Source organism: Paenibacillus ihumii, from assembly GCF_001403875.1.
In the GTDB taxonomy this organism is placed as follows: Bacteria; Bacillota; Bacilli; order Paenibacillales; family Paenibacillaceae; genus Fontibacillus; species Fontibacillus ihumii.
Genome location: NZ_LN884297.1, coordinates 341,034 through 363,235, shown reverse-complemented (window position 1 = coordinate 363,235; position 22,202 = coordinate 341,034). Strand labels below are relative to the sequence as shown.

Here is a 22,202-nt window from a genome sequence, read left to right as displayed (position 1 = left end):
TCCATGGAGAAAAAAAATAAGCGCTTTATATTATCATTTTTGGTAGGTATCCTTGTAGCTTCTTTGATCCCCATCGGGACAAATGAAGTTAGTGCAGCGACAGATATTACCCCTCTGAAATACCACAAAGATAGAAATTATCGCTATTTTGTCGGTATGTTTTACTACGATATGTGGAAGGATAGCGCGGGGAACTGGACAGATGGCGGAAGACAGCCGAACAAAGGAATGCGTGGGGAGGCGTCTTTCACGTATAGATTCCAGTTTCCAAATCGCAAAATTAAAGATGTTGAAGCTCGTATTTATACAACTGGAGATCCTGAAGTGTATTTTAGCGATTCTCGTTTTGATACTTATAATGATTATGAAAAGCATATAAGTATAGGTACTTCTGATTCAGATATTAAACCTTTTTCTAAGCAAGGGATAGGAACAGATACGACGACTATTCCCATTACAGTAAATATGTTATTAGATGCAGAAAGACCGCAGGATATTAAAGATCAGTTATGTCCGACTTGTGCACCTAATGTGGAAGCCTTTCGTATTTACCTTCCTATTCTGTTTAAAATCGAATTGGCAACACAACTCAACGTCAAATACTTTACAGTTAACGGCCACCCACTCGATGTGTTTACACCGCGATTAAATGAAGAAATGACTGTAGGAACTCATTATGAGTTTATCCCACCAACAAATGATCGATATGAATACGTGGGGTATAAAAAGACTACCATGGATGGCGATCCAGGTGGAGATATAATTGAGCGAGATCCGGATTCTTTTACTTACAACGGTTCACATGAAAAATATACATTGTTTATGTATTACAAGTTAAAAGGTAGCGAAGATAAACCACCTGGTGTTGAATGTACCACGCCCTCGCCGGGGCAGACGATGGCAGGGGAGGATTTTTACCCTGATGTCAGTGCAGTGATTAAGGCCGATTCCCGGTGGAATGAAGCATTTAATGTGCTTGATGGGATACCGACAACGGAAAGCTTGTATGGTAATGTGTGGGCCAAAGAATATTTACACTTATATGATTATCAGGAAATGATCGGGACATGCACCTTTACGGTTAATGTAACGGTTATGCCGCCGCCGCCCGAGCCAGGAGAAGATCCGGGGGAGGAGCCGGAAGGTTCTGTCGTTCAGGTAGTCGTGGATAAAGAATATTCATTTTGGACGATCCAGCAGGTAGAAGTATATAAAATTGAAGAATCGGATTTGTGGAATTATGCTTTTGACGGAAATGGAATACGCATTAGGCCTGTCGGGTATTATGAGCCTTATTATGCTACAGCCGAGACCCATGCCTATGAGCCTTCGCCGATACCCGAGGATATTCAGGTGAGCTTTGACGGTGATCCAGAGGAGGCGGCCCGCAACGCGGTTAGTGTCAGAGTCAGCAATGATACATTTACGTTAAATGGTCAGACCCTGATGGATGGAATGGAAACGGAGGAAAGCGGCCCTATTCCGTATCCTATCCCAATGGCTCCCATGATCGGGGACAATGTGCTATATAGCCCGGGAAATGTTATTCCGATGACCAAAACGAATAAAGCGTATCAGCCCAGCAGCGGAGCGATATATTACGTTCAGGTCAACGGATATGCTGAACTAAACTACCCGATATACGGCATTAATGACGTAACGGTTCATACGCCAGTAGTTATTTATCCGGATGTCTCCGACGACCGGGAGCATAATCAAAAAACGAGGCCAGCTGCCAGAAGGTCTGCAATCATTCTTGACCGGCCGTTTACGATTGAAATGCCCAATAGTGGACAGCATACGAATTATCTCGGATACGGCTATCGCAATTATTTGAAATACATTGGCAGCAAACAGGTGCGCTTCCCCTTTGATGTCTATGACGGAACGCAAACCCGCTTCTATCCGAAGAATACGTGGATTGAAGTCGAGAAATCCCAGGAGTCCTTTACCTTCTTCCTGCCTGTATGGGTTGACGAAGGATTCTACGACGTAGAGTTCCGGACGATCGCACATAATGCTCCTTACGATGCGAGTCATCAAACGAACGCAAACCTGGATTTGACGCACCATATTGCGTATGACACGGTACCGGTAGACGCGATTGGCCGAGTCTATGATTTTCGGATTACTGACATTGCGGATTACAACTGGGAGAGTGTTTTTCGGGAAGCCAAAGGAAGCGTGACGCCCACGGGGGCGGCCTACTGGGTTGAACTGAACGACATTGATGGAAATCCCAGGGGAAATACGCAGCGGTATACGCTGCCGATCCGTCTTGGCAGTCATCCGTTTTATAAGAATGTGTCGATCAAGACAGGTTATCATTTTAAGTTCGATTTTAAAACCAAAGGCAATATGATGGATCAGTTGGACGGTGTGAGAATCACGCCTACGTTCTATTTTGTTACAAATGACGGAAGAACGAGAGTTCCTGTAGATCTCTACTATCATACGAATACGAAAAATTTTATCAAGGTGGGATCCACCGACGATAAAGTGGAGCGATACGTTATACTAAACCACAGGCTGCGGAATGTATCTGCTACAGAACTCACCGATACGGCTAGTTACAAGTATGATCATTACTGGGGAACTGGGCTGGACGCTGCTAGTAAGTCGCAGTATATCGATAAGTACATTCATAAATATACCCAGCAGAAAACACCTGTAGGCTGGTTCCGCCTGCTTGTCCTGCCAGAGCAATTACGGACATTTATCGGGCCGAAAACCACCTATTTAGGACAGTCCATCCCGGCTTCGGTTGATCGTGTACGAACGAATGTATCCGTTCAGAAATGGTATGGTGAATATAGTCTGCCGGCAGCGCCTTATGTAGTGCAAAAAGACGTGAACATCGCCGAATGGGGCAGGCAAAATGGCGGATTAAACGATAAATCCCCTATTTTTCTGAAAAGTGGATACATTATCGTGAATTTTAATATCGAGACGATTCAGGATGGAGACATGGATTATCCACATCTTCAGTACATTCATGCTCCGGCTATGCAGCCCACTGGAAGTCAGTGGGAATTAGAAGGGTATCAGGAGATTGTTCGTGATTCGTATGGTTACCCGTTTCAATTGCAGCAAGGTGATGTGGTGTTCTATCATGCGAACAAGTCTTCAAGGGATGATTTCCACTCTACCGTTCCGCATTAATAAGGCCGGGTTAGAGTTAGTCCTGGTTATTAATGAGCTAAAATAGAAGATGAACGAGAACAATAGATCTTGTCTATAGGATAGGATCTATTGTTGCTTTATAATCACAGCTTATGATCACCACCCAAAAGAATGGTATCATTGCGTTATAAAGTACCAAATATATGAAAAGGTGAGAATATGAAGAAGCAACGAATGCTGCTGTTAATTTTTCTTTTTATATTGATTGTGGTGGTAGGAGGCTGTAAGAGCAAGGAAGAACTACAAAAAGAAGAACAGATTCGAATAAAAACCGAGCAGGTAGCCAAAAATTATTTCAAGGAAAATTACGATGTTAATGTAGTTTTTACTGAGTATGATATTATGCCAGCTTACATAAGTAATACTATAACCTTGTATGGACATGTAGAAGGTATGAAAGATCAGGCAGTATATATTATTGTAGACCGTCAGACAGATGAAGTGTCTGTAGTGGGAATAGCAGAAGAATTTAAAAAGAAGTACTAGACGACCAAGAGATAATTAATAAATAAGAGACAGGATCTAATAAAAATGAGGGCAGGTGAGAACATTGAGTCGGAGAATGCTGTTACTCATATTTCTTTCTATATTGATTCTTATAGTAGGAGGCTGTAAGAGCAAAGAAGAGTTGAAGCGAGAAGAGGAAATCCGAGCAAGGGCCGAGCAGGTGGGGCTGAAGCATTTCAAGGATACTTATAATTTAGACGTGGTGTTTACGGGATATAAAATTTTACCTCTATATGTGAATAGTACAATATTTTTAAAAGGATATATTGCAGAAGAAGAAGAGAAAAAAGTAGATGTTTCTATAGATTATATGACATATGAAGTAACCAGTGCCGGTTTGCCGGAGGAATATTTCGAGTCTACAGGGAATGAAAAAGAGTAAAACGAAGGTAGGGAAAACATAAAGGATAGGTTCAAATAATACCTATCCTTATATTCTTCTCTATTTCATGGATTCGTCTAAATATCTCATGCGCTCAATATAGCGGATTAGCTCATCTCTTCGGGCCTCAAACCGAGAATTCCAGGTAGATAAATCACTAAAGAAGGAGCTCATCTGTTTACGCATCTCGTCTCCAGCCATTCCCTTCCAGCCGTATAGCTGGCCATAGACGTTCCTTAAATAGAATTCATCTTGTCGGAGCTTTTGCATCACTTGATTTAGCTTTCGTTCTGCTTGCAATAATTCATCAAGCTCTATAAGGATTTTTCCTGACATATGTATAACCTCCTGTGTTCTTAAAAAGGGCTAGCCTCGATCCGCTTGAATGAAATCATCCGCTTTCTTATTAATGAACTGAGCGATACGGTCTGCGGTAGTGGCATACCAGCGGATGAACTGGTTCAATTCGGAAATGGTGTTATGTACAATGGGCTCAAGAGAACGGCTGCGGCTTGACCCGAGGAGACTCTGAATCGTTCTTAAAGTTCCGGGAAGCTCTCGTTGAAATTCCTGGACATTAAGTTTGATTTTGCTGCTGGCCTCTTTAAGAGCTTCGGGCTGTAGTTCAATGGTTGATCCAGCTAGAAGTGCGATGCTAGAGAAAAATTTGTTGGAATAGGATTGAAACATATCGAGAGTGCCATTTCTTAATTTCTCCCACGCGACTATAGCGTCGATATAGTTATTCCAGCGCGGAGATCCTTGAATCGGTTCGCCTGTCAGTCTATCTATTAGAGTATTATTGATATTTCCATCGGAATCAAAAGTGAAGTTCTCTAGGGAATGAAAAGATAGCCGATCGTCACTACCCATAAATGAAAAAGCTACCCTCATAAAATGCCCAGGTCCCCACTGACCGGGTATATACCACACTTTTCCCCCAATGATTGTTGGATATTTTATAGTGTAATATGCTTCGTTAGCAGATTGAAAGTCTAAATTGACATAGTATGTAGAGCCGACATGGCGTTTATACTCCCCTAATGCTCCGGCACCGACGGAGTCGCTAGGGTGGACGTAATTTATGATTTGTTTATCATATTCACCGTTATTGAGTTTCTCAAGTTGTTCGTCCGTTAGCAAATTAGTAACACTAGGAGCGCTGAAGGTGACCCCTTGTATACCATTGTTTACTGCGACATACTGTGTAAGTGCTCCTCCTAATGAATGACCGGTAGAGGTAATTTCGGCGGTAGGATATTGCTTTTTTACAGCATCATACAATTTTTGTGCTTGATAGAACTGATTGGCTCTATAATTCATATCTGCCTCTAAAGAATATAATAAAAAATTTTTAAGGCTAGGCTCATGCTGCTTCTTTAGTTCTTTGAACCTTCCCCGAACAATATCATTCAAGTCTGTGTCAAAGTCGCCAAGTCGGTTTAAAGTCTGATCCAAGCCGCCCCATTGAGGCTCTGTTCCGCGGAAGCCAATGACAACCTGATTGTTCTTCTCATTGTAGAATACAGTTGCATCAAATCCTCGAGTGCCATGAAGAACGGCTCCTTCTGGTTCAACGGCTTCCCAGCCTTGAAGTTTGGTATCACGTTGAACAGTTTTAGTTTTTTTATATGAGGCTTCTGATATTTCTTTATATACTTCATCACTAATATAAGCCAAAGCTCCTCCTCCTTTATACTTAATTATTAATTGATAGTATAATAGTATTATATTATAAATTCCAAATAAATGAAGGGATGAGAAAATGAAGGGTATGAGGATATTCCTGATAGTATGTCTTTCTATATTAATTCTTCTAGTAGGGGGTTGTAAAAGTAAAGAAGAACTGAAGCGGGAAGAGGAAATTCGAGTAAAGGCGGAGCAGGTGGGGGTGAATCATTTTAAAGAAAAATATAATGTTGATGTGGTATTTACAAGGTATGATATTATGCCTTCTTATATAAGTAGTACTATCTACTTTGAAGGACATATAAAAGGTGAAAAAGATAAAGAAATCGACATTTTTATAAGCTATATTACATACGAGGTAAGCAGTGCGGGTATTCCAAAGGAATATATGAATAGTCAGAGGGTAGAAGATGAAGCTTCAAGTAACACATCGGAATTGCCGTCTGATTAGATCAGAATCTCAGGAGCAACTGGAAAATTGATAGAGGTGATAATGTGAAGAGTCCGAGGATATTATTGATTGTATTTTTTTTCATATTGATTGTACTAGTAGGGGGTTGTAAGAGCAAGGAAGAACTGAAGCGGGAAAAGGAAATTCGAGCAAAGGCAGAGCAGGTAGCGTTAAAGCATTTTAAGGAAAATTATAATGTTGATGTCGTTTTTGCGGAGTATGATATTATGCCTTCTTATGTTAGCAGCACTATTTTTTTAGAGGGCATATAGAAGGCAAGGAAGATGATGAGATACATGTATTTATAAGCTATATTACATACGAGGTGAGCAGTGCGGGTATTCCAAAGGAATATATGAATAGTCAGAGGGTAGAAGATAAAGATTCAAGTAACACACCGGAATTGCCGTCCGATTAGAAATCGAGTTCGATCAAGAGCCAATTGGACGATTAGGCAGATAGGTGGTCTTAAGATATAAAATCAAGTACCTTGCAAATAATGCGAGGTTTTTTTATTTTGAATTAAATAAAAATATTAGTAACATTCAACAATAATCGACAAATTTTTCAAAAACCACATGGTATAATCGGCCTATATTCTATCTTTTTACCGGGTATTTAGGAATGGTTCTATTATCATGCTTAAAACAGCAAGAGTATAGGAAAGTGAGTGGTTAGTCTATGTCATATTTCTTCTATCGAAGGTCGCCGCGAATAATCAAAGAGCAGACCAGGGAACCTGTAGAATTGGTTCGCCCTCCATCGGTTCCTCAGACCCCGTCGTTGAACCTGATATCCATTATGGTTCCGATTATGGTCACGGTTGCCGGGGCTACGGCGATGATGGCTTTTTACAATAGCAGAGGGAATAATCAATTCGTTATTATCCAAATGGTTTCACTATGTACGATGGTTGCTTCCTATTTCATTCCGGTATTGGTGCATATTCAGCAGAAGAGCAAGCATCGCAAAGATTTGAAGAGACGAACCCAGAAATACGAAGCTCATTTGGAAGAGCAGCGGGAGAAGCTTCAGAACTGGAAGAACGAATTGGTGCTCGATTGGCATCAAACCCATCTTGAACCACAATTCTGTACCCAATTAATGCTGGAGAGAAGCTCCTCGATTTGGGAGAGAATCCCTCAGGATGCGGATTTTATGAAGATACGGGTAGGAATCGGTACTGTACCAAGCGGGTTCGAAATCAATGTCCCGAAGCAGGAAGGGCTGGATAAGGATCCGTTAGTGGAGAAGGCGGAGGAACTAGCGGAACGCTTCGCAACGATTACGAATGTCCCGGCTCTTATGGATATGAATAAATATCGTGTGATCGGTCTGGTTGGCGAGGAAGAGGACTTAAATATGTTCTGCAGGTCAGTCATAACTCAAATATCAACCCACCATGCACCCGATGAAGTGAAGATTAGCGCCTTTCTAAATCAACTGCAAGCACCAAATTGGAGTTGGCTCCGGTGGCTTCCTCACACTTGGGATGATAATAGAAGCAAACGCTATATTTTTCAGGAGCGAAGCTATCAGCCACAATTATTGGAGCAGCTATTCACTATACTTCAAAGACGCTCATGGAGCGAAAAGAAGGGAGAGGCGCTGCCCTTCTATGTCTGCTTCATATCTTATATAGAAATGCTAGAGCATGAGCCCTTACTGCCTCTGCTTCTTAAACAGTCCGACGATATTGGCGCCTGCACCGTGGTGCTGGCGTCGAGGAGAGATTTGCTGCCTAAGGAGTGTCAGTTAGTTGTTGAGCTAAAGGGAACAGAAGGAATTATGCGCTCTACAAATGTAACAGGAGGCTCTTCGGATAATACATATGCTAAACCCAAGGATGCTGTTCCCTATGTTCAGCCGTTTCAATCCGACAGCATGACATTGTTCCAAGTGGATAGTTATGCCAGGGGCATTGCGCCTTATCGTATTAAGAGCAATTCCGCAGATGAAATTGTAAATGTGCTGACCTTATTTGAGCTATTCGAAGTTGATGTGGTTCATGAAATCGATGTATCAAGCAAGTGGGAACAGAACCGGTATCCGAATACGCTTCCATTCCCCGTCGGGGTTCGAGGGGGGAAGAAGCCTGTCATTCTGAATCTTCACGATAAAATTGAGCGCAAGGGACATGGTCCGCACGGATTAATGGCTGGCACAACAGGCTCCGGCAAGAGTGAAGTCATACAATCGATGATCGCTTCGCTCGCCGTGCACTATCATCCGCATGACGTTGCTCTTATGCTGATTGACTATAAAGGAGGCGGAATGTCCAATACCTTTGCGGATTTGCCTCACGTCATTGCGACGATCACCAATCTGGAAGAGGAAGGGTTGATTGAACGCTCCAAAGTTTCCTTGAAGGCAGAGCTTAAGCGCAGGCAAAGACTGTTTGTTTCCGCCGGGAATGTGCAGCATATTGATGAATATTATCGAACCGAGTGGCGAGAGCGGGAACCGCTGCCGCATCTCTTTATAGTCATTGATGAATTTGCTCAGCTAAAAAAGGATCAGCCGGAATTCATGAGCGAGCTTGTCAGTATTGCCGCCATCGGAAGAACGCTAGGGGTTCACTTGCTCTTGGCCACGCAGAAGCCCGGAGGAGTGGTAGATGATAAGATTTGGAGCAACTCCAGGTATCGCATATGTTTGAGGGTTCAGGATGAAGGGGACAGCCGAGAGATGCTTAAGATTCCTGATGCGGCTTATATTACAAACCCAGGACGCGGCTATTTGCAGGTTGGGAGCAACGAAGTGTTTGAATCTGTTCAATTTGCATGGAGCGGGGCGCCTTACCGGCCAGGCGAGGATGCCAAGCAAAGCGATAATCAGATTTTCGAGATCAGGCTCGATGGCAGCCGCAGCAAGCTCGTGGATCCCTTGGAAATTATTCCGCAAGTACGGGCGGAAGAACGGGGGATCGAGCTGAAGCAGCTTAGTGTGCTGACACAATATATTGCCAAAGAGGCTGAGAGTCAAGGTATCCATCGTTTGCCAGGACCATGGCTTCCTCCGCTTCCAGCCGAGCTTGTCTTGGACGATTTGCCTGATGCAGTGATTGAGACTCGTACATTGTTGAACCCTAAAGTAGGTCTTGTTGATGATGTGGGCAATCAGACACAATTCCCGCTGCATATTGATCTCGAATCGGGGCACTGGATTATTTATGGCATGCCGGGAACAGGGAAAACGACGTTCATTCAGACGTTCCTTTATGCCCTTGCATTGGGGAATACTCCAGAGGATGTCCATATATATGCGCTTGATTTTGGCCGCATGCTCAAGGACTATCATCTGCTGCCTCATGTGGGGGATGTTATTCAGGATGACCAAGAGGAGAAAATTGAGCGATTAATAGGATTGCTGGAGGAGCAGATCAGATATCGAAAAGTATTATTTGCCGAAACAGGGGTTAAGTCAAGGCTTGCTTATTGCGACGATACCGGAGAGAAATTGCCAGCGATTCTTGTCGTTATTGATGGATATCTAAGCTTTAAAAATCAGTTTGAGAAAGCTCACGAAAGAATAGAAGTAATCATGCGGGAAGGCGCGAGTCTTGGGATATATTTTGCGATTACAGTGAATCGGGTATCGGATATTGCGGATCGAGTTAGAAGCAATTTCCCCAACGCCATTTCCTTTCAGCTATCTGATGCGGGGGATTACCATTATACGGTCGGCCGTCTATCCAGTATTCCTGGGCAGCTGCCGGAAGGACGCGGCTTTGTTAAAGGAGCCCTGCCGCCTTTTGAGTTCCAGACCGCGCTTTCGGTGGAAGCACCTAGCGAATCGGCTAGAGCCAAGAAGCTTAGAGAAATTTTTCAGACTATGGATGAGAGTTGGAAAGGCTATAAGCCGTCCCCAGTACGAACCTTGCCTGAAATGATTTCTTTGCAGGAATTCTGGGGAAGAAGCTCGGAGTACTCTTCCGAACAGTTTCCAATCGCCCTCAGAGTAGATGATCTTAAGCCATTTGTCTGGAACCTTGTTGATGGCCCTTTCTTTACGATTGCCGGGCGTGCGGAAGGTGGAAAGACTTCATTGCTTACTACAATTGGGATCATGGCATCGCAATACCGCAATTCAGAGGAGCTTGAGTTATATTTGTGTGATTTTAGACGCTCATCTCCGGGGGTAAGCGCACTTAGGTCATTAGCTCATACAAGAGGCTATGCATCGGACGATAGAAGTCTGGAGGAGATGCTCCAGACAATTCGAAATGAAGTAGAAAAACGACTTTCGGAACCAGCCTCGTCTGAAGGCAAGCCTAAGCTTATGCTTCTAATGGATGATGCGGATGTTACGGCTAAACGAATCTCGGGATCTTTCGCAGTAACAGAGCATTTGGAATACCTGACTCGTTACGGCCAGGAGAGTGGTTTGGTGATCGTTATTGCCGGGCAGGCAAGCGACCTGCATCAAAACTGGGACTCATGGATGAAAGAGATTAAATCCTCCCAGGTTGGGTGGCTTCTTGGCACAACCGACATTTCTGATGCTCAATTGTTCAATATTAAGATTCCATATGAGCAAAGCAATAAAATTCTTCCAGCAGGAGAAGGATACTATATTAGAAGAAAGATAGAGCGGATTAAAGCTGTACATTCGTTTGGCCATGGAATTAATTTGCTCGAGGATCAGATTAGAGAGGTAAATAAGTCTTGGGAAAATAGTCTTGTTTAGCTCGAAAATGTAAGAAAATGTATTGAAGGGAAACGGTTTTTTTAGTACTATTATATTAGTTTGTTAACATTTTCTATATTAGGAGGAATATCTATGTCACGTATTTTAATTACACCAGAGGAATTAGATAGAATTGCAGCACAATTTCAGAATGGGGCTAACTCTAGCAAGGATCTGTCGGACCGATTGAACTCGGCGATTCAATCTATGCAGGGTCAATGGGACGGGATGACGCAGCAGCGCTTCTTCCAAAGATATGAGACAGATAAGAAAAATATGCTGACATACATACAAATGCTGACAGACGTATCGACAGAGCTCAAAAATATTGCAGATCGCTTTAGACAAGCAGACCAACAAGGTTAGCAGGGAAAATTGGTTAAGGGCTAGGCTAAGTAATGACTTATTACTGGCCTGGCCTTTGATGTATCAAGGAATAAATAATGAGGAGAAATTCAACGTGAATTATCAAGTCCGGGCCACCGAGAACACCCCCGCACTAATCATCTACCTGCTGGATATCAGCGGTTCTATGACGCTGGAATTTGAAGGCCGCAGACGAATGGACATCATTAACGAGGCCTTGAAAACGGCGATCCGACAAATCGTATATCGTTCGACGAAAGGCACATCGCTATCGCCACGATATCGTATTTCTATTTTGGCCTATAGTGATGAGGTCTACGATTTGCTTGATGGAGTGAAATCTATTGATCGTATTGCCAACCGTGGGAATTTGCCGCAATTGTATCCAAAACGCTTCACAGATACAGCCAAAGCCTTCAGGCAGGCCGAGAAAATTCTCCTTTCGGAGCTTCCTCATATGACACATTGCCCCGCGCCTGTTATTTGCCATATGACGGACGGCGTTTACACCGGTGAGGATCCGGAGCCAATTGCCCGCCGAATTATGGACATGTCGGTTCCAGACGGGAATGTATTGATAGAGAATATCTTTATGACCGATGAGGCTGTCCAAGATAAAGTAAAGGACGTCAAGACATGGAAGGGCATTATGCCAGACACGTTCACGCCAGATCTATATTCGGAGAAGTTAAAGAGAATGTCTTCTGTTATTCCTGAGAGCTATCGGGAACTTATGACGGAGTCAGCTTACTCTATCCAGAAAGGGGCATTAATGATGCTTCCAGGAACAAGTGCTGACCTTATAGCCTTAGGTTTTCAAATGTCTGCTTCAACACCAATTAAATAACAAAAGGTGAGTTTATGGATCGAACGATAATGACAGTAATTATAGATTCCACCGGTGAAACGAAGGATTTGGATTTGCCTAGCCATGTGCCGTTAATAGAGCTGGTAGATCCTATACTGCGTGGGATCAGCCAGGGAGCGCCCCTGAATTACAACTTAGATCAGTTGGATTTCCTAATCAGCGACGGGAGCCAGCAATGGCAAAAGGTATCTGGAAATAGTACCTTGAGCGAACTAAAGGTGTTGGAAGGATACTATTTAAGATTAGAGAAAGTAGAGTCCTTCTCAACGGCCTCGGAAGCCCAGGACATGATGAAGAGCGATAAAATATCGTTGTTCTAGCATTTATAACTATAAAGGGAGTAATCCTTGTGTTTAGACCCGAAATAAATTTGAAGCTCCATATAAGAGAGAGAGTATTCAGCATGGCAGAACACCCGACTTTTCCCGGGGTTCCTTATGGTCAGGAAGGAAGACAAGGCACCGTATATAAACTCCTGAGTGAGGACGGCGGTCAAGATGTGGCTATGAAGGTCTTTCGGCCTTCCTTTAGACACCCTTCCTTAATTAGAACTTCGGAGAAGATGCTCGGCATATCCGGCTTCCGGGGCCTTCGTGTATGCGATAGACAAGTGCTGAGCCCCCAGCTGGAGATGGAGCTGCTAAGCCAATATCCTGAACTATTATACAGCGTAATCATGCCTTGGATCGATGGGGATACATGGTGTGAAGTTATTCAGGAGAGAAGAGAATTACAGGAAGAGCAATGCAGACATTTGGCAGTAGCGCTAGCCGAAATTCTTGCAGGCATGGAGCAGCAAGGTCTTGCCCATACGGATTTATCTTCGTCAAACCTAATGATTTCTGGCTATCAGGCGGAGGATCTGAGCGAGGTTCGCATCGAGCTTCTGGACCTGGAAGACTTGTATATGGCCGGGATTGAGGAGCCTGATCATTTGCCTGAGGGGATTAACGGGTATATGGCTCAGTATGTCCGGAAGGATTTGGTGTGGGGGCCGGATAGTGACCGTTTTGCCGGAGGAATCCTCATTGCAGAAATGTTAGCTTGGTCAAGCCCGGAAATTAGAAATCTTAGCTGGGGAGACAGCTATTTCGATCCTGACGAGCTTCAGCAAGAATGCAATCGATTCGAACTTATGCAGCAGACCATAGAGAAGCTGTATGGCTATGAGGCCGCTGGGTTATTCGTTAGGCTTTGGCGGTCGGAGCAGCTTCAGCAGTGCCCTTCGTTTGGCGAATGGCTAATTGCTCTTTCTTCTATTGACTCTGTAGTAGAGCTCGATCAGCCCGTAGAAGAACCGAGGGAGGATGTGGTTGATGAAGTCCAAGGCTCGGAAAAGCTCGAAGCGATTCAAGTTAATCCATTCCCCGACGATAAGCTGAAGGAATCGCTTCAAAAGGCAAGAGAGCTTGAAGGAAGGGGGCAATTAACGGCAGCTTTATGGGAATATGGCAAATTGATTTCTTATTTTCCCGAAGCCTCTTCCTTGCGCAGAGAAATCGAAATGGTAATGTCATCAGTACAGCAATCCATTGATGAGTCTCTAGAGGCAGAGGTCAAAGATACCTTGAAAGTAAGGGACATGTTGCGGAAGGAACAGATTACTGAGCCTGAGAACCTGTATCGCAATGTGTGGATGGTTACTTTAATTCTATCTGTGGTGTTTATCCTAATTTCACTGACAATTTATATCTTCAAGAATATTTAGGGGAAAGGATCGTGATGAGTTGTCACAGAATGAAGCGGTCTACCGACTTACATCGCAAGAGTTCTTCTTTCTGACTGAAATGCTGGGGCTTCAAGGAGTTGCTGGGTTTGAGGATCCTTTTCGCGGCTATTTGGTTGACGAAATCGAAGAGCAATTTGATCAAATCAGGCCGGGGTTAATATCCAAAGGATATCTTATCCAGGGCAATGCTTCTGCAGCATATGAAATAGAAGATGTGCTTGGAATCTGTATTGCCGTCTGCGGAGCATCGGACGCCGTTCAGGTCAAGAAGTTTATTGCCGGCTCTGGAAGCTATGACGCATTCTTATATTTTATGCCGAATCTGGTCGTCGAGATGATGGTTGACGAAAAGGGCAGTATTGTTCTTAGTCCGGTAGCCAATGCGGAAATTTCTTTTGAATGGCTGTTCCGTTTTTTTCCGCTAACCTTGCGGTCAGAGAGGCAATGCGAGCTGCAGTTGAATGATTGCAGCTGGAACAAGTGGAGCGCTATGACATCCAAGGAAAGAGCAGCACTCTTAGAAGAGAAGGAGTGTCCGGAAGATGAGCTGCAGCCGCTTGTTGCTGCATTTGAAAATGCGGAGCGCTCGGGATCTATGGTGTTTTGGAATAGACAGGAGTATAAATGGTACACCGAAAGCTATCATTATGTGCAGAACGAGCAGGAGCTGTACCTGGTTTCGGAAATCAGCAACGAAGATATTAATATTCAGGCTTATAACCCTGAAGTTATTCTGGATGGTTTGAATCGTTTTGGAGCTAACTTCGATCTGGGCGTTGAAGTTGAGGGAGGAGGATAAGCATGGCAAAACGCATCAAGATTGAACCGGAGCAAATTAAAAAAATTGGCGATCGATTCCTTGCCTGCAGTGAGCAAAATTTAAATATGTCCAAGGAATTAAAAGCGTTAATTGATGGTTTAGGCGGTGACTGGGAAGGAAATTCAAGAGAGCGCTTCTATTCATCCTATCAGGATGCACATAAGCAACTAGAGAGCGTGTCTACCTTGCTGAGAGACGTTGGAGATGAGTTGAATGCAATCGCCGAGAGATTCAGGCAAGTTGATATGAATACATATTAGGAGGAGTGGCCAATGCCGATTCGTGCTGATGTCTATGAACTCCAGAGAATAGCCCAACAAGTCAGATCAGGCAGCCAGCTATTAAATAATGAAGCGCGGGGTCTGAACGAACGGGTATCCTCGATGAACTGGAAGGGCCAGGCCTATCAGCGCTTCATACAGGGATTTCGTGAGACTCACCTGAAGCTAGGGCGAACAGCGTCTCAAATGGACGGATTTGCAAATTCACTTGAACGGATCGCTGAAGCCTTTCGCCAGGCGGATATGGAAGAAGATCGCCGAAGAGAAGAACAGGCTAGGCGTGAGCGTGAAGCGGCGATTGCCCGTGCAAATGCAAGCCGAATGAAATAAGGGGGGAGCAGCTTGAGAATAGAGGTGGAAATTCCGAGCCTGAATCAAACAGGCCGAGAGTTGAAGAGAGCTGCTAATGAACTGGAAAGCATGCAGTCAAGCCTTCAGCGAGCTATGAGCAGGCTTACTCTTGAGAGCCGGAGCCGGTCTGACGTCGATAGTACTTTCCGGCAAATTGATCAGAGGATTACGGAGATAAGGCGCGAGCTTGAAGAACTCTCACGACAGTCTATTACCAAGGGCGAGCAGTTTGGTGAAGCAGACGGCAAGGGGCGTCCTTTCAAAGAGAGTAAAGTGTGGAAATTCATCAAGACTGCTGCAAGCATGGCATTGGATTTTGTACCGATTGTGGGTAATGCCAAAGGTATTATTGAAGCCGTAATCGGGAGAGATCTAATTACAGGTGAGAAGCTGGCTCCTTGGGAGAGGGGGTTAGCCGTTCTAGGGCCTTTAGGAAAAGGCGCTCGAAATACGGCGAAATTAGTTAAGTTTGCCGATGAGGCCGTGGATGGAATTCGTGTTGTTGCCCGAAACAGCGATACGGTTGCAGATGCCGTGAAGCAAGGCGAACGGGCAGTGGATGCGGCTGCCGAGGCGAAAGCCGCTGTTAAGCAAGCGACAGACGCCGCTGGCCATGTCAAGGGCGGCGACGAGGTTGCATCGGCGATCCATCGCAGCGACAGCGTCTCCCAAGCTGGTAAAACAGGTGATCGTGCGGCTAACACTGCCGAGGAGTTGACGTCAGCTAAACAGGTCTCTGCAGCTGAAGACAGTATGAAAGGGATGGATCGTGCAGCAAAGAATACAGATGCTCTGAAGGGATCAGATCAAGCGATAGCTGCAGCCATCGGAGCAGGAACTGGTGGAACAGCTGCAACAGCAGCTGCGCTAGCGAGCAGAGGAAACAAAACAGCTGCGGCGGCTAAAGAGGCCCCAACGAGTATGAAAGGAGGCTCGAATTCTCTCGAAGCGGGACAACACGGCGGGGGTGGAGGTACATCTGCCTCCAAGTCTAAAACGGATAGTTCAACGATGAATAACAGCAATCGTAATACGGAGAGCTGTGTGGGGGATCCCATTCATACTGCAACAGGACAGCAATTTATTGTTCACCCTGCTCTTAAGCTGTATGGTGCGGGGATATGGCAGTTTGAGCTGTATTACCATTCAGGTCTGCTCCAGGACAGCGAGCTTGGAATTGCCTGGACGCACAATTATGCTATGAAATTGGAGGAGACGAGCCCGCAAGGTACGGATACCAGGAGAGCTATAACCGTCTGGCGCAATGCGAGCCATTACAATGTGTTCTATCAGGAAGCTGACGGAGTATTCCGGGGCGGAGATATCGACTCCAAATGGAATGAACTGCATTTAACGGATAAGGGCTATGAATTGCGAACCAGAGATCGGGAGAGTTTTTATTTTAACCATGATGGAAGGTTCGAGCGGCATCGCAACCGTGATGGTTTTCTGCTCCAAGCCTTGTATGATGAAGGACGCCTTATTAGCTTGAAAGATGCTGTTACTGGCAGGGCATTGAACTTTCTGTACGATAACAAAGGTTTGCTAGAGCGTGTGTATGATAATGCCAGGGCAATTGAGTTTACTTATAATGAGTCTCGCCATTTAATACAGTTTCTCGATCCTAATGGGCACTGCTCCCAGTTGACTTATGATAAAGATGGGCGGATTGTCTCTTTAATGGTTGCTGGAGAAATTCAGTTCGTTAATACATTTGATTCAGAGCATCGGATCATCGCTCAAGAGGATAGCAGAGGAGCCATTTCCCGTTTGAGCTATGATACTGACAGCAAGCCGGGTTATACCATTACGACCTTGATCGATGCTTTGGGGCAAGAACGACAATTTGTTCATGATGCAAACCATTTATTAATTGAGATCACAGAACCAGATGGAACCAAGCGTGAATATACTTATAATGAATGGGGACAAGAGACGGCACGGATAAATGCGATGGGTGAGAAGACAACCAAAGAGTATGACCAGCAAGGTCGTCTCATCGCAATCATCGACCCCTCAGGCAGCCGTACTTCATACACTTATAATAGCAAGCACCTCGTTGTACAGGAGATTGATGCATTAGGCGGGGTTACGAGTTATGAGTATGACGAGCAGGACCGTTTGCTTTCGGTTACTCGCCCGGACAGCACTGTCAGCAAATATACTTACGATTCGAAGGGGCTTCGAATTGCTTATCAGGACTTCTCTGGAGCTGTCACGAAATATCACTACCAGGATACTGGAGAGCTGTCGGGAATAGAAGATGCTGAGGGAAGAATATTTACAGTTGCTCATGACGACGCGGGACGAGTGAATGACATTCGGGACCCGCTGGGAGGTCAAACCAAACGACTATACGATGCCAATGATAATTTGGTAATGGTGACCGATCCGATCGGCAGAGCTTGGAGCTTTGCTTATGATGCCAATGACCATTTGATTGAAGAGAAGAAGCCATCCGGAGCGACCATTAAATATACCTATAATGCCGCCGGACAGATGGAGTCGACTGAGGATGCCTTGGGGCATACGGACAGATATACATACGATAATGAAGGGCGCCTTGTAGAACATACGAACTCCATTGGAGCCACAACACGGCTTGTTTACGACAGCGTTGGCCGATTGTCGACGGTTACCGATCCGTTAGGCCGTGAATTGGCTTATACGTATGACAAAGCGGGCAGATTATTGTCTGTGGTCGATGCGGAAGGACAGCAGATCCAAGCTTTAACCTATGATATGAATGGAAACCCTATAGCTGTAACCAATGCTCTGGGGCACACGACGCATCGACGATTTAATGCTCTGCGCCAGCTGATTGAGGAGAAGGACGCTCTTGGACGTCAGATAGAGCTTGTTTATGATGCAGCTCATCGGGTCAGTGCGGTGATAGAGGAACATACAGCCCGCTATGAGCAATCCTTTGATGCCATGGATCGCTTGGCATCTTATACGGATTCCAACGGGAATCGCACGATGCTTCGCTATGATCAGACAGGGCTGCTGGTTGAAGAGAAGAATGCTGCTGAAATGAGCCTGGTCAATAGCTATGATGAGCGAGGGTGGCTCATATGCCGCAGCAATGCAAGAGGTCAGAACACGGAATATCATTATGATGCTGCTGGACAGGTCGTAGAGGTTAAAGATGAAGCCGGTCAAATCTCGCTAGAATATGATTTGGACGGACGAGTGATATCTGCCGTTGAAGGCAGCGATCGGGCCGAGCGAAGCTATGATTTGATGGGGAGATTGATCGAATCCCGCGATCCATGGGGCCATCGGATTCGTTATAGCTATGATGCCCTGGGACAGCTGACTCATTTGACTTATCCAGACGGAAAAATAGTGGAATACCGCTACAACGCCGCAGGTGAACTATGTGAGGTCAAGGACTGGCGCGGTCGTCTAACCCGGTATAAATATGACGCCAACGGACGTGTTATAAATACTGTACGTCCTAACGGAAGCACTGAACATCGAAGTTACGATGCGGCAGGCCAGCTTCTTCGCATAAAGGATGCAACAGCCCATGGCGTGATGCTGCAGGATCTTCGATATGTCTATAATGAAATCGGCCAAATCGTAATGGAGGATGAAAGGCAGTATACCTATGATAACCTTCGAAGATTAAGCAGCGGATCGTGGCCGGGACGCCGATTCCATTACACCTATGACTTAGGTGGAAATATTACCGAAAGCGGCGATAGTTCATCTGATGCCAAATTGAACATGTCCTACGGCTCAGATAATCGACTTGCTAAGGTTGGAATCTTCCCTGTTGAGATGGATCGGGATGGCAATCTGCTCTATATGACCGACGGTGAAATCATGGAAGCCTACGAATATGATGTCCGCAACCGATTGTGCACAGCAGGCAAAGCGAGATATCGATATAACTGGAGGGGCGACCGAATTTCCCTAACCTGGAGAGGGACAACCACCCGTTATGTCATCGACGATCGTACCGAGCTAAGTCAAGTGCTTATGGAGCTTCATGAGGATGGGACTCCAAAGGCCTTCTATGTATATGGTCATGGCCTGATTGGCCGGGAGGATGAAGCCGGGAATTACTTGAGCTATCACAGCGATCTTCGCGGAAGCACGACGCTGCTGACCGATGAACAAGGCCGGGTAAGAGATCGCTATACTTATGATCCATATGGCAAGATTGAAAGCCACGAAGGAGACACTCGTCAGCCCTTCCAGTATAATGGAAGAGACGGAGTCATGACAGACCCGAACGGGCTGTATTACATGCGTGCCCGTTACTACCATCCGGTGCTAAAACGCTTCCTTAACCGCGACGTTATCCGCGGAGACCTGCAGGATGGCCAAACCTTTAACCGCTATGCCTACGTAAACGGCGACCCAGTTCGCTACATTGATCCTCTGGGATTGATGAAGCAGCAATGTTCGGGTGGGGGTAAGGGTGAGGGGACGGGTAATCTTAGTCCTTCCAATTATCCAAATCCAGACCCATCCATGTCAGTGCCACCCGTAAGATATGAGCCTACAACTTTTGAAGAAGTCATCAGAATGCGTCAGGGAAAAGGTCCGACAACAAAAGCTACTCACGGTGATAGGAACATTGAAGCACATCATAGACAACAAATCCCTGTACAAAATGGTGGTATACTGGATGAGTTGGAGCAGAGAGTTCATCGTGGGGCAGGTAATCATACTAGACACCAAGGACCATCTAATCTGACACCTGCTCAACGTGCGAAGGAAATTAGGGAACATTACAAACAAAGAGGTAATGAATATATGTTACCTGGCGAGGGTATTTAGGAGGTAGGTATGAAAAAAGAAGAAATTGATAATTTGTTAAAAAATATTTTGGACGAAGAAGTGGGTCAACTTGACCCACCTTCTCCAAGTGATTGGAAACAACTCGAAGTAAAATTCAATTGCAGTTTTAATGAGGAATTTCGCTATTTCATTGAATTAATGGCGAAGTATTCATTTCCTGGTGACATACTCAATGTTTCTACGGGGACGACAAACGGTAACGATACCATTGAGTTTACCTATAATTATGAAATGAATCTGGGAAGATGGAATGCTGATTTTATTCCATTTTACAGTATCGGCAACGGTGATTACTTCTGTCTTAATTCTAGAGAGTGTCCTAACTCACCTGTTTTTTACTTCTATCATGAAGACTGCCGAGTGGAGAAATACTCAAATAGTTTTACGGAATGGTTAGAAGGGTTGCCAGAATTTCTTGGATAGAGTAGAGAGGTCTTAAGGGTTCAAACTATTGAGCCTTTATTTTTTGGTGGGGCTACCCATTGACGAATAAACGCATCATTCAACCAATAACACATCTAACCCATGTAATACCGTTACAAAGATTTCTCCATTTCATTTGTACGCACAATAAATGCTTGAATTTTATACCCTAAATAACGCAATACCGTTACGATGAACAGGTCGATTATGGTCAGATACCACCATGATTGACCTGTTTTTTGTTATCTTCGTTTTCTCAAAGGTTTTTCAAATCAATCGCAACTTTGCGAATAGATACCCCGATGGATATAGTGTCGGGAACATCGCAACTAATCCACTGGATAGTCCGACAACTATATTGTCAGGACTGAACTGAAAATTTTACAACGGGAAGGTTATGTGTTAAAGGCTAGCCACCTGCCCTCTAATTAAGCCCGAAATTCATCAAAAAATTCGGGAGGGGGCGGCACATGAAAGGGGTCACTGTATCCATCGACCGCATTGTCATTGACTTTACAGACGTTTATTGGGACTTCTTCAATGAGTTCCATAAACGCATCTGTCACTATTACGGGGTCAGGATGGCAGTAGGGGATAGAGGATTTCAATACCGTATCAGAATCAAAACGGGGGAACACTTCCTTCATATCTCCTACAAGTTGGTCTTTGCTCCGAAAACTCGTAAGAATACGCTGAGGATTGAAGCCTATCCGAAGTCGCTTGTTTACTTCCGGTACTGGCTTGAACAAATCCGAGACTATGCCAATGAAATCTTGTTTGTGCGTTGTGATGTTGCTTTCGACATTCCTGTTCCCATCAATGACCTATTTACAATGTCAACGAAGGGTCGCAAGCTACGACTGTTCAAAGGAACACGTTATTACAACGGCAAACATCAGCGTCAGGAGGATGGCTATTGTCGGGTGTATGACAAGAAGCGTCAGTTGTCGGAGACAAGGCGGTTGAAAATACAAGAGGAGCAAACGAGGATGGAAATTGTATATGCTCCAAAGGGGAAGATACCGCTTGCTTCATTGGTTCAGTATCCGCCGCAGTTTAACAATAAGTATCTATGTGCTGTGCTTACGGACTTTTCTAAGTTTGCCCCGAAGGTGGGGCGGTTAGTTCAGGAGATTCAGCAAGGAGAACTTCTACCGCAGGATACTACTCCTTACTACCGGAAGCAAATTCAGGAACAGATGAAAACGCAGGATGTTATTGACCTGAATGAAGTAGCGGCGGAACAATGGCAGGAAGCGATAATACTCCCCTGTGCCATTCTATCCGGTAAGGTTAGTCATCTTCCAATACTAGAAGTTCGTTCAAGCTGATATTAAGTGTACGGCATATCTGTTCTAACGTATCGAAATATGCCGCATTAACTTTATCGGAGCAAAGATGACTGACCGTACTTGGTCTTATGTTCATCCTACGTGCAAGTTCACGTTGGCTGATACCTTGTGCTTCGAGGATTTCCTTTAATCTTAACCGAATTGGCATAGTATTCCCCTCCATAACGCAATGCCGTTACGAAATAATGTGGATTTCTTTCATCTTATCACCTGAAATCTCTTGTGTGCAACGGTATACCGTAATATAATCAGAGTATGTTACGGAATACCGTTACAAAAATTGAGATTTCTGTAAC

18 protein-coding genes are annotated in these 22,202 nt (G+C 44.7%); 15 read left to right on the top strand and 3 right to left on the bottom strand.

What is annotated here, in order from left to right; all coding sequences use genetic code 11:
• Positions 1 to 3: 3 nt before the first annotated feature.
• From BN2762_RS04365 to BN2762_RS04355, 3 genes are all read left to right on the top strand, one after another.
• Positions 4 to 3,162 (top strand): DUF5704 domain-containing protein, encoded by a 3,159-nt coding sequence (locus tag BN2762_RS04365; RefSeq protein WP_074048565.1) that lies wholly within the window; start codon positions 4 to 6, stop codon positions 3,160 to 3,162.
• Positions 3,163 to 3,342: 180 nt separating this feature from the next.
• Positions 3,343 to 3,669 carry a hypothetical protein gene (locus BN2762_RS04360; protein WP_055105800.1) on the top strand — a complete coding sequence of 109 codons (327 nt, stop codon included), beginning with the start codon at positions 3,343 to 3,345 and terminating at the stop codon, positions 3,667 to 3,669.
• 103 nt (positions 3,670 to 3,772) lie between these two features.
• Positions 3,773 to 4,072, top strand: a complete 300-nt coding sequence (locus BN2762_RS04355; RefSeq protein ID WP_222861017.1) for a hypothetical protein — start codon at positions 3,773 to 3,775, stop codon at positions 4,070 to 4,072.
• A gap of 60 nt (positions 4,073 to 4,132) precedes the next feature.
• Here the strand turns inward: BN2762_RS04355 and BN2762_RS04350 are convergent, their stop codons facing one another.
• On the bottom strand, positions 4,133 to 4,408 hold the full coding sequence (locus BN2762_RS04350; protein ID WP_055105798.1) for a hypothetical protein: 276 nt from the start codon (positions 4,406 to 4,408) through the stop codon (positions 4,133 to 4,135).
• A gap of 30 nt (positions 4,409 to 4,438) precedes the next feature.
• The gene (locus BN2762_RS04345) at positions 4,439 to 5,752 is read right to left on the bottom strand and encodes a lipase family protein (RefSeq protein WP_055105797.1); all 1,314 of its coding nucleotides are present in this window, start codon (positions 5,750 to 5,752) and stop codon (positions 4,439 to 4,441) included.
• 85 nt (positions 5,753 to 5,837) lie between these two features.
• Between BN2762_RS04345 and BN2762_RS04340 the strand changes: the two genes are divergently transcribed.
• The 12 genes from BN2762_RS04340 (at position 5,838) to BN2762_RS04280 (ending at position 21,885) form a co-directional block, all read left to right on the top strand.
• Positions 5,838 to 6,212 (top strand): hypothetical protein, encoded by a 375-nt coding sequence (locus tag BN2762_RS04340; protein ID WP_055105796.1) that lies wholly within the window; start codon positions 5,838 to 5,840, stop codon positions 6,210 to 6,212.
• A 681-nt stretch (positions 6,213 to 6,893) separates the two neighbouring features.
• A complete protein-coding gene (gene essC / locus BN2762_RS04330) occupies positions 6,894 to 10,901 on the top strand; it encodes a type VII secretion protein EssC (RefSeq protein WP_074048564.1) in 4,008 nt (1,335 codons plus the stop codon).
• 93 nt (positions 10,902 to 10,994) lie between these two features.
• Complete coding sequence (locus BN2762_RS04325; RefSeq protein WP_055105793.1) at positions 10,995 to 11,267, top strand: WXG100 family type VII secretion target; 273 nt, start codon at positions 10,995 to 10,997, stop codon at positions 11,265 to 11,267.
• 94 nt (positions 11,268 to 11,361) lie between these two features.
• Positions 11,362 to 12,114: a vWA domain-containing protein gene (locus BN2762_RS04320; RefSeq protein ID WP_055105792.1), complete on the top strand. Its 753-nt coding sequence runs from the start codon at positions 11,362 to 11,364 to the stop codon at positions 12,112 to 12,114.
• A 14-nt stretch (positions 12,115 to 12,128) separates the two neighbouring features.
• Positions 12,129 to 12,455 (top strand): hypothetical protein, encoded by a 327-nt coding sequence (locus BN2762_RS04315; RefSeq protein WP_055105791.1) that lies wholly within the window; start codon positions 12,129 to 12,131, stop codon positions 12,453 to 12,455.
• A gap of 83 nt (positions 12,456 to 12,538) precedes the next feature.
• The gene (locus tag BN2762_RS04310) at positions 12,539 to 13,843 is read left to right on the top strand and encodes a protein kinase domain-containing protein (RefSeq protein ID WP_055105790.1); all 1,305 of its coding nucleotides are present in this window, start codon (positions 12,539 to 12,541) and stop codon (positions 13,841 to 13,843) included.
• A gap of 19 nt (positions 13,844 to 13,862) precedes the next feature.
• Positions 13,863 to 14,663, top strand: coding sequence for a hypothetical protein (locus BN2762_RS04305; protein ID WP_055105789.1), 801 nt, complete (start codon positions 13,863 to 13,865; stop codon positions 14,661 to 14,663).
• 2 nt (positions 14,664 to 14,665) lie between these two features.
• A complete protein-coding gene (locus BN2762_RS04300) occupies positions 14,666 to 14,944 on the top strand; it encodes a WXG100 family type VII secretion target (protein WP_055105788.1) in 279 nt (92 codons plus the stop codon).
• A gap of 12 nt (positions 14,945 to 14,956) precedes the next feature.
• Positions 14,957 to 15,295 carry a WXG100 family type VII secretion target gene (locus tag BN2762_RS04295; protein WP_055105787.1) on the top strand — a complete coding sequence of 113 codons (339 nt, stop codon included), beginning with the start codon at positions 14,957 to 14,959 and terminating at the stop codon, positions 15,293 to 15,295.
• Between the two features lie 114 nt (positions 15,296 to 15,409).
• On the top strand, positions 15,410 to 20,110 hold the full coding sequence (locus BN2762_RS04290; protein ID WP_222861016.1) for an RHS repeat-associated core domain-containing protein: 4,701 nt from the start codon (positions 15,410 to 15,412) through the stop codon (positions 20,108 to 20,110).
• A gap of 9 nt (positions 20,111 to 20,119) precedes the next feature.
• A complete protein-coding gene (locus tag BN2762_RS04285; protein ID WP_055105785.1) occupies positions 20,120 to 20,554 on the top strand; it encodes an SMI1/KNR4 family protein in 435 nt (144 codons plus the stop codon).
• Positions 20,555 to 21,024: 470 nt separating this feature from the next.
• Entirely contained in the window at positions 21,025 to 21,885 is an 861-nt protein-coding gene (locus tag BN2762_RS04280; RefSeq protein WP_055105784.1) for a hypothetical protein, read from the top strand.
• Here the strand turns inward: BN2762_RS04280 and BN2762_RS25785 are convergent.
• A complete protein-coding gene (locus BN2762_RS25785) occupies positions 21,848 to 22,054 on the bottom strand; it encodes a helix-turn-helix domain-containing protein (RefSeq protein WP_074048563.1) in 207 nt (68 codons plus the stop codon). The two genes, BN2762_RS04280 and BN2762_RS25785, sit on opposite strands and share 38 nt — an antisense overlap.
• Positions 22,055 to 22,202 lie beyond the last annotated feature (148 nt).

Bases quoted from the DNA above. Each gene is read 5' to 3' on its own strand.
- BN2762_RS04360 (WP_055105800.1), top strand. From the start codon at position 3,343: ATGAAGAAGCAACGAATGCTGCTGTTAATTTTTCTTTTTATATTGATT.
- BN2762_RS25785 (WP_074048563.1), bottom strand. From the start codon at position 22,054: ATGCCAATTCGGTTAAGATTAAAGGAAATCCTCGAAGCACAAGGTATC.
- BN2762_RS04340 (WP_055105796.1), top strand. From the start codon at position 5,838: ATGAAGGGTATGAGGATATTCCTGATAGTATGTCTTTCTATATTAATT.
- BN2762_RS04290 (WP_222861016.1), top strand. From the start codon at position 15,410: ATGAGCAGGCTTACTCTTGAGAGCCGGAGCCGGTCTGACGTCGATAGT.
- essC (WP_074048564.1), top strand. From the start codon at position 6,894: ATGTCATATTTCTTCTATCGAAGGTCGCCGCGAATAATCAAAGAGCAG.
- BN2762_RS04285 (WP_055105785.1), top strand. From the start codon at position 20,120: ATGAAAAAAGAAGAAATTGATAATTTGTTAAAAAATATTTTGGACGAA.
- BN2762_RS04280 (WP_055105784.1), top strand. From the start codon at position 21,025: ATGAAAGGGGTCACTGTATCCATCGACCGCATTGTCATTGACTTTACA.
- BN2762_RS04295 (WP_055105787.1), top strand. From the start codon at position 14,957: ATGCCGATTCGTGCTGATGTCTATGAACTCCAGAGAATAGCCCAACAA.
- BN2762_RS04315 (WP_055105791.1), top strand. From the start codon at position 12,129: ATGGATCGAACGATAATGACAGTAATTATAGATTCCACCGGTGAAACG.
- BN2762_RS04350 (WP_055105798.1), bottom strand. From the start codon at position 4,408: ATGTCAGGAAAAATCCTTATAGAGCTTGATGAATTATTGCAAGCAGAA.
- BN2762_RS04325 (WP_055105793.1), top strand. From the start codon at position 10,995: ATGTCACGTATTTTAATTACACCAGAGGAATTAGATAGAATTGCAGCA.
- BN2762_RS04365 (WP_074048565.1), top strand. From the start codon at position 4: ATGGAGAAAAAAAATAAGCGCTTTATATTATCATTTTTGGTAGGTATC.
- BN2762_RS04300 (WP_055105788.1), top strand. From the start codon at position 14,666: ATGGCAAAACGCATCAAGATTGAACCGGAGCAAATTAAAAAAATTGGC.
- BN2762_RS04310 (WP_055105790.1), top strand. From the start codon at position 12,539: ATGGCAGAACACCCGACTTTTCCCGGGGTTCCTTATGGTCAGGAAGGA.